The 12236-nt window shown below is 65.2% G+C and carries 12 protein-coding genes; 5 read left to right on the forward strand and 7 right to left on the reverse strand.

The genetic code is table 11. The features are described 5' to 3' along the window. The first annotated feature begins 12 nt into the window (after positions 1 to 12). Positions 13 to 774: an NAD(P)H-binding protein gene (locus tag EV641_RS25765; RefSeq protein ID WP_132475737.1), complete on the forward strand. Its 762-nt coding sequence runs from the start codon at positions 13 to 15 to the stop codon at positions 772 to 774. Between the two features lie 49 nt (positions 775 to 823). Here EV641_RS25765 and EV641_RS25770 read toward each other — a convergent pair whose 3' ends face one another. From EV641_RS25770 to EV641_RS25780, 3 genes are read right to left on the reverse strand one after another with little or no spacing between them, the layout of a single operon-like run. Continuing rightward, a complete protein-coding gene (locus tag EV641_RS25770; RefSeq protein ID WP_199233390.1) occupies positions 824 to 1738 on the reverse strand; it encodes a CoA ester lyase in 915 nt (304 codons plus the stop codon). Then, positions 1735 to 2940 carry a CoA transferase gene (locus EV641_RS25775; protein WP_132475839.1) on the reverse strand — a complete coding sequence of 402 codons (1206 nt, stop codon included), beginning with the start codon at positions 2938 to 2940 and terminating at the stop codon, positions 1735 to 1737. Before EV641_RS25775 ends, EV641_RS25770 begins: the two co-directional genes overlap by 4 nt. A gap of 22 nt (positions 2941 to 2962) precedes the next feature. After that, positions 2963 to 4366 carry an LLM class flavin-dependent oxidoreductase gene (locus EV641_RS25780; protein ID WP_054714077.1) on the reverse strand — a complete coding sequence of 468 codons (1404 nt, stop codon included), beginning with the start codon at positions 4364 to 4366 and terminating at the stop codon, positions 2963 to 2965. Positions 4367 to 4472: 106 nt separating this feature from the next. Between EV641_RS25780 and EV641_RS25785 the strand changes: the two genes are divergently transcribed. Beyond that, the gene (locus EV641_RS25785; protein ID WP_132475740.1) at positions 4473 to 5183 is read left to right on the forward strand and encodes a GntR family transcriptional regulator; all 711 of its coding nucleotides are present in this window, start codon (positions 4473 to 4475) and stop codon (positions 5181 to 5183) included. A 6-nt stretch (positions 5184 to 5189) separates the two neighbouring features. On the opposite strand, the gene EV641_RS25790 is transcribed toward EV641_RS25785, so the two are convergent. Further along, entirely contained in the window at positions 5190 to 5714 is a 525-nt protein-coding gene (locus EV641_RS25790) for a flavin reductase family protein (protein WP_132475743.1), read from the reverse strand. 60 nt (positions 5715 to 5774) lie between these two features. Between EV641_RS25790 and EV641_RS25795 the strand changes: the two genes are divergently transcribed. Beyond that, entirely contained in the window at positions 5775 to 6734 is a 960-nt protein-coding gene (locus EV641_RS25795; protein WP_132475746.1) for a CoA ester lyase, read from the forward strand. Between the two features lie 105 nt (positions 6735 to 6839). Here EV641_RS25795 and EV641_RS25800 read toward each other — a convergent pair whose 3' ends face one another. From EV641_RS25800 to prpD, 3 genes are read right to left on the reverse strand one after another with little or no spacing between them, the layout of a single operon-like run. Beyond that, a complete protein-coding gene (locus EV641_RS25800) occupies positions 6840 to 7964 on the reverse strand; it encodes a bifunctional 2-methylcitrate synthase/citrate synthase (protein ID WP_132475749.1) in 1125 nt (374 codons plus the stop codon). After that, a complete protein-coding gene (gene prpB / locus EV641_RS25805; protein ID WP_132475752.1) occupies positions 7964 to 8878 on the reverse strand; it encodes a methylisocitrate lyase in 915 nt (304 codons plus the stop codon). The genes EV641_RS25800 and prpB overlap by 1 nt, the downstream gene beginning before the upstream one ends. After that, positions 8878 to 10380, reverse strand: a complete 1503-nt coding sequence (gene prpD / locus EV641_RS25810; RefSeq protein ID WP_132475755.1) for a 2-methylcitrate dehydratase PrpD — start codon at positions 10378 to 10380, stop codon at positions 8878 to 8880. The genes prpB and prpD overlap by 1 nt, the downstream gene beginning before the upstream one ends. Positions 10381 to 10525: 145 nt before the next feature. On the opposite strand from prpD, the gene EV641_RS25815 reads away from it, so the two are divergent. Both EV641_RS25815 and EV641_RS25820 read left to right on the forward strand, forming a co-directional pair. Next, the gene (locus tag EV641_RS25815; RefSeq protein ID WP_132475758.1) at positions 10526 to 11950 is read left to right on the forward strand and encodes a short-chain fatty acyl-CoA regulator family protein; all 1425 of its coding nucleotides are present in this window, start codon (positions 10526 to 10528) and stop codon (positions 11948 to 11950) included. A 1-nt stretch (position 11951) separates the two neighbouring features. After that, entirely contained in the window at positions 11952 to 12212 is a 261-nt protein-coding gene (locus EV641_RS25820) for a WhiB family transcriptional regulator (protein WP_132475761.1), read from the forward strand. The last annotated feature ends 24 nt before the right edge of the window (positions 12213 to 12236 follow it).

A 12236-nucleotide genomic window follows, 5' to 3' on the forward strand; every position in this document is an offset into this window, starting at 1 on the left:
CGAAGGACGGCCATGAATAATTCGTCGCCGATAGTCGTCACGGGCGGCACCGGCACCGTCGGCCATCATGTCGTCGACCGCTTGCGCGATGCCGGGCGCCGGGTGCGTGTGGTCAGCCGTCACGACCGATCCGGCGACACGAAAACCGGACCCGAATGGGCAGTCGCCGATCTGGGCCGCGACGAAGGCATCGAGCGTGCGTTGGCGGGCGCCGACACCGTGGTGCACTGCGCGACCGGCTACTCCCGACGTGCGGATGTCCGCGCCGCTCGGCACCTCTTCTCGGCCGCGCGAGTCGCCGGAATCGAGCACGTCGTGCTCATCTCGATCGTCGGCGCGGACCGGATCCCCTTCGGTTACTACATGGGCAAAGTGGAGGTCGAACTACTGCTGGAACGATCCGGGCTCGGGTACAGCATCCTGCGCTCCACACAGTTCCACGAACTGGTCGCCGGCCTGTTCACCCGCCAGAGACGCCTACCCGTTCTTCTCACCCCGGATATCCGGATCCAGCCGATCGCTGCGACCGAAGTCGCCGACGAACTTGCCCGACTGGCAGCGGACCCGCCGGCCGGTCGGGTACCGGAGGTCGGTGGACCCGAGATCATCGACGCCCGCGATCTCGCCCGGACCTACGCCGCATCGATCGGTGCACGAAAGAGGATCTGGCCGATCCGGCTCCCCGGGCGCGCTTTTGCGGCGTTTCGTGCCGGCAACAACCTGACCCCGGAGCGGGCGGTCGGAGTCCAGACCTTCAGCGAGCACCTGGGGTAGCACGGTCGAGGACCTCGACCTGTCGTACTCGTCTTCGTCGGCGGGCAGTTCAGCGCCGCATCTGCTCCGCCTGTTCGAGAACGGCGAGCGCCAGCTTGACGTGGGCCGCGTCGACGAGCTGCCCGTCCACGCTGGTCGCGCCGAGACCGCGAGCTTCCGCCTCGCGATAGGCCTCGAGGTTCCGCTTCGCCTGGCGGATCTCTTCCTCGGTGGGCGAGTACACGTCATTGGCGATGTCGATCTGCGACGGGTGGATCGCCCACTTGCCGCTGAATCCCAAGGCCGACGCACGACGGGCCTCACGTTCGTAGCCGGTGGCATCCTTGAAATCGGGATACGGCGCGTCGATCGCGAGCAGGCCCCCGATCCGTGCAGCGGTAAGCACCTTCATGCGGGCGTAGTGCCAGAAGTCTCCCGGATACTCGTCGCGGGGCTTGAAGTTCGTGTCGACCCGTGCACCTTGCGACACCGACAGGTCGCCGGCACCGAAGATGAGTGCGTCGAGACGACCGCTTGACGTGGCGATCTCTTCCGCGTTCGCCACCCCCGCGACATCCTCGATGAGCACCTCGAGCCGAATACGTTTGGCCATCCCGAGTGTGTCCTCGACCTGCGTGAGCAGGGTGTCCACCCACCAGACATCCCGTGCGGCAGTCACCTTGGGCACGATGATCACGTCGAGGTTCTCACGGGCGCCAGTGAGCACCTCGACGACGTCCCCGTACGCCCAGCGGGTATCGATACCGTTCATACGGATCGCCCGGGCCGTGTGCCCCCAGTCGTACTCGTTGAGTGCGCGAACAGCCTTGCCGCGGGCTTCTTCCCGCTCAGCCGGGGCACAGGCGTCCTCGAGGTCGAGGAACACGAGGTCGGCGTCGGAGGCGGCGGCCTTCGCGAACATCCGTTCGTTCGACGCGGGTGTCGCGAGTTCCGACCGCCGGATCGGACGTGGCAGCGAGGTCATGAGGCGTTCCTTCCGGACATGATGATGTGTCGGTCGCACAGATCGGCGATCTGCGCGTCGGTGAGGCCGAGGACCTCGGTGAGGACTTCCGCGGTATGGGCCCCCAACGCGGGCCCCAGGCTGTCGATGATTCCGGCATTCCCCGAGAATCGCGGTACCGGAGCCTGAACGAGCATGCTCTCGAGATCCGGATCGTCGATCCTGACGAATACCTCACGGGCCTGCATCTGATCGTCGTCGACGAGTTGGGAGATGTCGTAGACGGGCGCCGCGGCAATCTCCCCCGCTTCGAACACGTCCATCGCGTCGTCGAGGGTGCGCTGCGCCACCCACTCTGCGACGATCTCGTCGACGTCGTCCAACCGCTTCAGGCGCCGCTGCGCATCCGAGAAATCCGGATCGTCGACGAGGTCATGGCGACCGATCGCCTTGAACACCCGCAACGCGATGCTCGGCGAACTGGCCGACATCGCGAGCCATTTGCCGTCCTTCGTCCGGTAGGTGTTGCGAGGTGCCGAGATACCCCACCGGTTTCCACTCCGGTGCGCGATCGCACCGGTCTGGTCGTAGGCGAGCAACGACTGCTCGAGCAGCCGCGCCAACGGGTCGACCAGGTTGACGTCGATCAGCTGACCGTCTGCGCCGTGGACGTCGCGGTGATACAGCGCCATCATGATCGAGTACGCGGCATTGAGTGAGGCGACGCCGTCGGCGAGCATGAAGGACGGTAGCGTGGGCGGTCCGTCCGATTCGCCTGTGGTGTGCGCGAATCCGCTCATCGCCTCGCCGAGAGTGCCAAAGCCCGGGCGCGGCGACTTGGGACCGGTGAGGCCGAATCCCGTGACATGCAGCATCACGATCTTGGGGTTGATCCTCCGGAGTGCGTCGTAGTCGAGGCCCCACCGAGTGAGAGTTTGCGGCCGGGTGTTCGCAACGACGACGTCGCATTCCGCCGCGAGACGTCGTACGAGCTCTTGACCATCGTCGGTGCGGAGATCGATCGTGATGGAGCGCTTGTTGCGTCCGATGCTCTTCCAGACGAGTCCGATCCCGTCCTTCTGCACACCCCACCCTCGGATCGGGTCGCCGCCCTGCGGCTGCTCGACCTTGATCACGTCGGCGCCGAACTCGCCGAGATACGTGGCCGCGAGCGGTCCGGCCGCCAGGGTTGCAAGATCGAGCACCCGGATACCGTGCAGCATGGTGCTACGCGACGGTTCTGGGTCAGGCATGCTCGACCACCCGGTCGTCGACAAGTTCGGTCTGCGCACCCGCAGTCATGAGGTTCTCTGGGCGCTCGAGGCCGAGGTTCTCACGCAGTGTGGAACCGGTATACTCCTCACGAACGAGCCCCCGAGCACGGAGTTCCGGCACGACGAGCCGCACGAAATCTTCGAATGCTCCGGGGAAATGGGTTGCGGCGATGACGAATCCGTCGCACGAACGCGACTGGAACCACTCCTCCATCTGCTCCGCGATCTGGGCACCGGTGCCCACGAAACGCGGACCTTGCAGCAGGGTGGCGCGGTGGTTGGCGAGGACGCGCAGCGTCAGTTCCTGGTCGCCGATGTGGCGCTTGACGCCCTGCACGAGGCCCCGGATGCCCGAAACACTCTCGATCAGCTCGTCGGTGACGACGTCGTCGAGGCCGTGACCCGCGAAATCGTGGTTGGTGACCTCGGACAACAGCGTCAGCGACGCTTGGGGGTGGACGAGATCGTGCAGGAAGATGCCTTCCTTCTGCTGCGCGATCTCCTCGGTCTCACCCGGGATGACGTAGACCATAGGAAGTACCCGCACGGAGTCCGTCGCCCGGCCGTACTCGGCGACGAGCGCCTTCTGATCGGCGTAGTGCTCTGCTGCGACGGCCTGGCTGGGGTCGCCTGTGAAGATCAGATCTGCCCACTTGGCGGCGAACTGACGGCCGCGGCCGGATTGCCCGGCCTGGATCAGCACAGGCCGGCCCTGCGGCGTTCGCGGCACGGTCAGCGGGCCTTGGACATCGAAGAATTCGCCGTGGTGATCGACCTCGTGGACCTTCTCCGCGTCGGCGAAGATGCCCGACTTCCGGTCGGCGACGATCGCATCGTCTTCCCACGAATCCCACAATTTTGCAACCACTTCCACGAATTCCTCGGCGCGGTCGTAGCGCTTGTCGTGATCGAAGTGCTTGTCCACACCGAAGTTGCGCGCCTCGGCGTCGTTCACCGAGGTGACGATATTCCAGGCGGCGCGTCCACCACTGAGATGATCGAGTGTCGCGAATGTCCTTGCGACATGGAACGGTTGGTAGTAGGTCGTGGAGTAGGTCGCTCCGAGGCCCAGATGCGTGGTCGCTGCCGCTGCAGCGCCGAGAATCGCGGTGAGGTCGAGCTTGATCGGCCGCGCGCCGTAGCGGACGGCGTCGGCGACGGAGTTGCCGTAGATGCCGGGCATTGCAAGCCGGTCATCGAAGAACATCAGGTCGAAGTTGCCTTCTTCGAGGACCCGCGCGATCCGCTGGTAGTAGGCCAGGCTCAAGTAGTCCTGCGCCGAATTCGGGTATCGCCATGACCCCGAGTACACGGACACGTTCGACGCCTGCATGAACGCCACGAGCGTCATCTGGTCGGTTCTGCGCTCTGCCATAGAAGGCTCCCTTGTCGGAAATAAACACATCTGAAGTCAACTGATATATTTAATGCTCGGTGATAGATTGTCAACACCGAAATGCGTGTCAGGAAAAGGGGTCGCGATGACGGAGACCGACCGGGGGCCGTGGATCGTCGGCGAGACGTCGGACGAGACATCGTCGAAGCAGACGGGCCGTGAACGCGTACGCGCAGCGCTACGGCATCGGATCCTGTCCGGGGACCTCTCCCCCAACGACCGCATCGACCTCGACGCCGTCGCCGAGGAGTTCGGCACCAGCCGCACTCCGGTGCGGGAGGCCTGCCTGGCGCTCGCGCAAGAGGGCCTGGTCCGCGTCGCACAACGCAGCGGCATCACCGTCATCGGAGTCTCCCCGGAGACGATCATCGAGAACTTCGCACTGATGGCAGCCTTGTCCGGGGTCGCATCGCAGTGGGCCGCGGGCCGGATCACCCACCAACAGCTGCTTCGCGTACGTGAGCTGCATCGCGAAATTCGTGTGGCCGCAGCATCCGGCGACGACATCGCCACCCTCAACTGGCTGTTCCACCGCGAGATCAACAAGTCGTGCGGGTCGACACGCCTGCAGGGCATGCTCAGCGACGCAGGACGCATGATCCCCCAGCGATACTTCGAACTCTTCCCCGAACGCGTTCCCTGCAGCCTCGACGAACACGACGCCCTCATCGGAGCACTCTCACGGGGCGACGGCGCCGAGGCCCGGCGTATCACCGAGCAGCACTTCGCCGGAGCATCGCAGATGCTGAGTACCTACATCGCCCAGGCCACCCGCAACGGCACCCCGCCCAGGTAGCTCCAGCTACTCCAGCCGCGAGTGGTCGCCGAGGCTGTGCCACCCGCGATCGTGGTAGACGAGCGGCACGCTGGAGCACCTACCCGGCCGCTCCTCATCTTCCTGCGCGTCGATATCCAGTGCCTCGACCACGATCACCCACGCGGAGCCCGCCTTCACGCGTTCCACGGTCCGGGCACGGATCCTGGTGGGAGCGTCGCGGAAGTACACCTCCCCGGTGGGCATCCTCTCCCAGAGGGCCGCATCGGCGAAACGGTCGATTCCACTGGTGGCGCCGAGTTTCGCCAGGTGCAACTGTTCCGCCGCGAGCAGGTGAACCACGACGGTGTCGGCCACAGTGACCGTCGACGAGCTCGACGAGGCGTCGGAGACGGAGAACATCAGCATCGGAGGGTCGGCGCTCACCGATGCCACCGAGGTGGCCGTGAGCGCCACCGGCCCGCCTCCCGAATCAGCGGTGACGAGTGCGACGCCTGCCGGGTGCCTGCGGAACACAGCGGTGAAACGGCTCGGGGTTGAAGTCGTGGGCACTCCCGTATATTACTCATAATCAGATACATCAGTACAGTCTCGATATACGAAAGGTGTCCTATGAGCACCCGCACCACCCGCCCGAGGCGCAGCACCCTCGCGGTACCCGGATCGAACCCCAAGATGATCGACAAGGCGCGCGGACTGCCTGTGGACGCGGTCTTCCTCGACCTCGAGGACGCGTGCGCACCGAACGCCAAGGCTGCCGGACGCGAGATCATCGTGAAGTCTCTCCTCGAGGGTGGGTTCGACGACAAGATCCGCACAGTCCGGGTCAACGACTGGACCACGCCCTGGACCTACCGCGACGTCGTCGACGTCGTCGAAGGCGCCGGCGCGCACCTGGACTGCATCATGCTACCCAAGGTGCAGGACGCCGCGCAGGTGCGCGCGCTCGACATGCTCCTGACGCAGATCGAGAAGTCGGCCGGGCTCGAGGTCGGCCAGATCGGAATCGAAGCCCAGATCGAAACCGCTTCGGGGCTCATCGCTTTGGATGCCATCGCGCAGGCGAGCACGCGAATCGAAACGCTCATCTTCGGACCCGCCGATTTCATGGCGTCGATCCACATGAAATCGCTCGTCGTGGGCGAGCAACCGCCCGGATACGACGTGGGCGATGCATACCACCACATTCTCATGTCGATCCTCATGGCAGCCCGCGCCCACGGCAAGCAGGCCATCGACGGCCCCTACCTCGCAATCAAGGACCTCGAGGGTCTCGGACGTGTTGCGGGCCGAGCCGCGGCACTCGGCTTCGACGGCAAATGGGTGCTCCACCCCACCCAGGTCGACGTGATCAACGAAGCCTTCAGCCCGGATCAGACCGATTACGACCACGCCGAGAACATCCTCGACGCCTACGAGTGGTGCACGTCCGAAGCCGGCGGGTCCCGCGGCGCGGCGATGCTCGGCGACGAGATGATCGACGAGGCCTCCCGCAAGATGGCGCTGGTCATCTCCGGTAAGGGCCGCGCGGCGGGCATGACACGAACCTCGGTGTGGCAACCTCCGGAATGACCCGAAGTGGCCCCCACCGGATCATCGGTGCGGGCCACTTCAGAAGCGCGCCCCGGGACAGGAGACGGGTGACGGAAACAGCCCGGGGCGCCGCTGAGGCGGGTGTCAGGCCACGACGGACCGTTGCGGAACACCCGTGTATTCACTGAGCGGACGGATCAGCGCGTTGGATTCACTCTGCTCGATGATGTGCGCCGTCCAGCCGCTGATACGGCTCATCACGAAGATGGGCGTGAACACCTCGATGTCGAATCCCATGAGGTAATACGCAGGGCCCGTGGGGAAGTCGAGGTTCGGCTTGATTCCGGTGGCGTCGACCATCGTCTTCTCGAGTATGTCGTACATCCGCACCCACTTGTCGCCGTCGGTGCGGGCAGCAACGTCGCGGAATGCGTGCCGCATCGTCGGAACGCGCGAATCACCGCTCTTGTAGACGCGATGGCCGAAGCCCATCACCTTGTCCTTGCGAGCGAGCTTGCCACGCATCCACTCCTCGGCACGCTCCGGTTCGCCGATCTCGAGCATGTCGTGCATGACAGCCTCGTTGGCGCCGCCGTGCAGGGGTCCCTTGAGTGCGCCGATCGCGGCGGTCACGGCGCTGTAGATGTCGGACATCGTCGAGGTCACCACACGGGCCGCGAACGTCGATGCGTTGAAACTGTGCTCCGCGTACAGGATCAGCGACACCTCGAACGCCTTGACGATCTCGGGTTCCGGCACAGATCCGAAGCACATGTTCAGGAAGTTCTCGGCGAACCCCAGCGAATGGTGCGGTGGGATCGGATCGAGGCCACGGCGACGGCGATGGTCCGCCGCGACGATCGTCGGCAGCACCGCCATCATGCGCAGCGACTTGGCGCGATTCGCGGTGGGAGTGCTGTCGGCCTCCGCCGGATCCTCGGCGCCGAGGTAGCTGATCGCGGTCCGCACCACGTCCATCGGGTGGCAGCTCTCCGGCAGCTTCGCGACGAGCGCGAGCAGCGACCGGTCGGCCCGACGTTCGGAACGTTCACGTTGCATGAACAACGTCAGTTCCGCATCGGTCGGTAACTCACCATTCCACAGTAGGTACGCCACCTGCTCGAAACTGCAGTGCGCGGCCAGATCCTGTACGGCGTAGCCGCGATATGTCAAGGAGTTCGTCTCGGGCACCACCTTGGAGATCGCGGTGGTGTCGACGACGACGCCGGCCAGACCCTTGTAGATCGTCGGAACAGCGGTGTCTGTCATCACTGCCTCCTGTCGAGGGTGAAATTGAATATCCCGGAATCGAATTCGTTGTAGCGCTCGTATTCGAGCACCTCGTACAACCGCGAGCGAGTCTGCATCTCGTCGAGCAGGTTCTCCTGCGTTCCCTCCTCATGGATGACCCGCAGTCCCTTCTCGATGGCACCCATGGCCAACCGCAGAGTGGTCACCGGGTAGATCACCGCGTTGTAGCCGATCTTCTCCAGAACCTGTGCGGGGATCAGCTGCGACTTGCCGAACTCGGTCATGTTCGCGAGCAACGGCACATCCACTGCGGCGCGGAACTTCTCGAAGTCCGCCGTGGTGTGGAGCGCCTCGGTGAAGATCAGGTCGGCGCCGGCCTCGGCGTAGGCCTTCACACGATCGATGGCGGAGGAGATCCCTTCGATACCCGCCGCGTCGGTGCGGGCGCAGATCACGAAGTTCGAGTCGCGGCGAGCCGATACCGCGGCGCGCAGACGACGCACCATCTCGTCGGTGCCGACGATGGCCTTGCCGTCGAGGTGACCGCACCGCTTCGGGTTGATCTGATCTTCGAGGTGCAGACCGGCGACACCGGCGTCTTCGAGCACGGTGACGGTGCGGGCAGCGCTCATGGGCTCACCGAAGCCGGTGTCGGCGTCCACGAGCACCGGCAGGTCGGTGACCCGCGCGATCTGCGCGCTGTGTGCGGTGACCTCGGTCAGCGTCGTCAACCCGATGTCCGGCAGCGCCAACCCTGCGGAAAAGGCTCCGCCGGAGATGTAAACGCCCTCGAAACCGATCTCCTGGACGAGCTTGGCCGTCAGCGGATTGATCGCGCCGGGAAGACGCGTGATGGTGCCCGATTCGAGGCCCTTCCGGAAGGCAATGCGCTTGTCCGCCGGAGTGGTGGAGGCAGCGATCAGTCCCGTCATCAGAACAGGCCCTTCGGCAGCTTCGGTGCCCGTGCGAGCACGTCGTCGGTGACGGTGAAGGTGAGACCACCCAGTTCACCGGCCTTCAGGTCGGCGACGCGCTGCGCGGTGTCGAGGAAGCGGTCCTGCTCGGACGGCTCGACGACACCCTCGGCGAGGATGCGGAACTTCTCGATGTATTGGTCGCGAGCGAACGGGCGCGCACCGAGCGGGTGGGCGTCCGCGATGGCGAGTTCGTCCACGATGACCTCGCCGTTCTTCAGCGTGACCTCGGCGCGGGCACCGAATGCCTTTTCTGCGGGGTCGGTGGAGTGGTACCGGCGCGTCCACTCCGGGTCCTCTGCGGTGGAGATCTTGTTCCAGAGCGCGATCGTGTCGGGGCGCTGCGCACGCTCGGGTGCGTAGGAACGTTCGTGGTGCCACACACCGTCCTGCAATGCGACCGCGAAAATGTACATCACGGAGTGGTCCAGGGTTTCGCGGGACGCGTGTGGGTCGAACTTCTGAGGATCGTTCGAGCCGGTACCGATCACGACATGGGTGTGATGGCTGGTGTGCAGAACAATCGACTCGATCTGTTCGAGGTCGCCGATGCGCTCTCGCATGCGGCGGGCGAGATCGATCGGAGCCTGGCTCTGGTACTCGGCCGAGTGTTCCTTGGTGTACGTGTCGAGGATCGCGCGCTTGGCCTCTCCGGGTGCCGGCAACGGCACGTCGTACTCGGCCTTCGGGCCGCCGAGCAGCCACGCGATCACACCGTCCTCACCCTCCCAGATGGGAGACGGGGCGCCCTCGCCGCGAAGGGCACGATCGACGGCCTCGACGGCCATCTTTCCCGCGAAAGCGGGAGCGTAGGCCTTCCAGCTGGAGATCTCGCCCTTGCGGGACTGACGCGTGGCCGTCGTCGTGTGCAGGGCCTGTCCGATGGCCTGGTACACGGTCTCGGTGTCGAGCCCGAGGAGTGTCCCGATGCCGGCGGCGGCGGACGGGCCGAGATGCGCGACGTGATCGATCTTGTGTTCGTGCAAGCAGATCGAACGGACCAGGTCGACCTGGATCTCGTAGCCGGTGGCGAGGCCTCGGATCAACTCGGCACCGCTGCGTCCGGCGTGCTGGGCCACCGCAAGGATCGGCGGGATGTTGTCGCCCGGATGGGAGTACTCGGCAGCGAGGAAGGTGTCGTGGAAGTCGAGCTCGCGCACCGCGACCCCGTTCGCCCACGCCGCCCACTCCGGCGAGTAGGTGCCGCCGACCCCGAACACCGTCGAACCCGGGGTGTACGGGTGCGTTCGGGCCTGGGCCCGCGCGTTCGACACGGGTCGGCGAGTCAGCGACGCGGCGGCGACCGCGGCGTTGTCGATGATGCGGTTGACGATCATGTCTGCGGTGTCGTCCGGAACCTCGACCGGGTCGGTCGCAACCTCCGCGATCCGCCACGCGAGGTGCTCTTCCTTCGGAAATTCTTCCGCGGACCGATGGGTGCGTACGAGATGTGTCTTCACTGGATCCTCCGAACGTCGGCGCTTCGGTTTGCACGCTACGCAGCGATTAGCAAAGTTGGAAATGCCTTGCAAATGCCTATTTTTGCGGAACACATCGAGCAAATTTGCGAAGATTGCGTAAGGCCAGGATGCTAGATTCGCACCCATGCAGAAGATGTATGCCGGGGCCCGTCTGCGCCGCCTGCGGGAGGAACGCGGGATGACCCAGACCGCGCTCGCAACCACGCTCGGGTTGTCCACCAGCTACGTCAACCAGCTCGAGAACGACCACCGTCCCCTCACCGTGCCGGTACTGCTGCGCTTGAACTCGATGTTCGACCTCGACATGGTGTTCTTCGCTGCCGACACCGACGCCCGTCTCCTCGCAGACCTCCAGGAGGTGCTCGCGGAGAACCCCGACACCACTGCGGTCTCCGCCTCCGAGATCGACGAACTGTTGTCGCGCACTCCGTTTGCGGCACGCGCACTGGTGTCGCTGCACCGCCGGCTGCGCGGCGCTACAGAACAGCTCGAGCAGTTCGCCCCGGGCGATCCGGGGGTCGTCGCCGACCACGCCACAACGACCCCCTACGAGGAGGTCCGCGACTTCTTCTACGACCGCCGCAACCATATCGCCGGACTCGACGATGCCGCCGAGGAACTGTTCACCAGCCGCGGACTGACGGTCGGCGGGCTCGATCTGCAGCTGAGCAGCCTGCTGCACGACGAACACGGCATCACTGTGACCATCCGCACCGACGAACCCGACCGCATCGGACCGAAACGGTCGTACGACCCGGTCGCGAAGGTCCTGACCCTCGCGCGACGCCTCACCCCAGGCCAACGCGCATTCCAGCTGGCGACGCAGCTCGCGTTCATCGCACACGCCGACACCATCGACGCGATCGTCGCAGACGCCGACACGTTGCCCGAACGCTCACGGGCCCTTGCTCGCGTCGGCCTGGCCAACTATTTCGCAGGCGCGCTGATCCTGCCGTACACCCAGTTCCTTCGCTCGGCCGAGGCGATGCGCTACGACATCGACCATCTCGGCGCGAAGTTCGAAGTGGGCTTCGAGACGGTGTGCCACCGGCTGTCGACCCTGCAACGTCCCGGACATCGCGGGGTGCCGTTCTTCTTCGTCCGCACCGATCGAGCCGGAAACATCTCGAAGAGGCAGTCCGCCACTGCATTCCATTTCTCACGGGTGGGTGGCAGCTGCCCGTTGTGGGTGGTGCACGAAGCCTTCACCTCCCCCGGGAGGATCCTGACCCAGGTATCGCAGATGCCCGACGGGCGAACCTACCTGTGGCTGGCCCGCACCACTCACGAAGGCATGCCTGGATATCTCGCGCCCAAGCGCGATTTCGCCGTGGGGCTCGGCTGCGACCTCGGCTACGCCGAGAAGCTCGTGTACTCACGCGGCCTGCGCCTCGACGATCCGGACACGACCGTACCTATCGGCGCAGGCTGCAAGGTGTGCGACCGCCCGTCGTGCACCCAACGTGCCTTCCCACATCTGGGCCGCATCATCCGAATCGACGAGAACAATGCGGGCCTCGCACCCTACTCCGCCGCGGAAAGCCAGTGAGATGCACGACGAACGACACCTCGACAGCGACATTCACTGGTGGGCACAGGCCGACTGCCGATTCTTCGGCCCGTCACCGTTCTTCGGACCGGACTCCGAAACCCCCACCGAGCGGCTCCGCCGCGAGAACCACGCCAAGCGGATCTGCGCCGGTTGCTCTGTCGCCGACGAGTGCCTTCGGTACGCGGTCGACATCGGCGAGCAGTTCGGGATCTGGGGTGGCACATCCGAACGGGAGAGAAGATCACTCACCCGTGCGTGATTCCAGCGTCCGGGACTACCACCG

This window comes from Rhodococcus sp. SMB37 (genome assembly GCF_004345605.1).
In the GTDB taxonomy this organism is placed as follows: Bacteria; Actinomycetota; Actinomycetes; order Mycobacteriales; family Mycobacteriaceae; genus Rhodococcus.

Coding starts and splice junctions, on each gene's coding strand:
- EV641_RS25765 (WP_132475737.1), top strand. CDS start 13: ATGAATAATTCGTCGCCGATAGTCGTCACGGGCGGCACCGGCACCGTC.
- EV641_RS25770 (WP_199233390.1), bottom strand. CDS start 1,738: ATGACCTCGCTGCCACGTCCGATCCGGCGGTCGGAACTCGCGACACCC.
- EV641_RS25775 (WP_132475839.1), bottom strand. CDS start 2,940: ATGCTGCACGGTATCCGGGTGCTCGATCTTGCAACCCTGGCGGCCGGA.
- EV641_RS25780 (WP_054714077.1), bottom strand. CDS start 4,366: ATGGCAGAGCGCAGAACCGACCAGATGACGCTCGTGGCGTTCATGCAG.
- EV641_RS25785 (WP_132475740.1), top strand. CDS start 4,473: ATGACGGAGACCGACCGGGGGCCGTGGATCGTCGGCGAGACGTCGGAC.
- EV641_RS25795 (WP_132475746.1), top strand. CDS start 5,775: ATGAGCACCCGCACCACCCGCCCGAGGCGCAGCACCCTCGCGGTACCC.
- EV641_RS25800 (WP_132475749.1), bottom strand. CDS start 7,964: ATGACAGACACCGCTGTTCCGACGATCTACAAGGGTCTGGCCGGCGTC.
- prpB (WP_132475752.1), bottom strand. CDS start 8,878: ATGACGGGACTGATCGCTGCCTCCACCACTCCGGCGGACAAGCGCATT.
- EV641_RS25815 (WP_132475758.1), top strand. CDS start 10,526: ATGCAGAAGATGTATGCCGGGGCCCGTCTGCGCCGCCTGCGGGAGGAA.
- EV641_RS25820 (WP_132475761.1), top strand. CDS start 11,952: ATGCACGACGAACGACACCTCGACAGCGACATTCACTGGTGGGCACAG.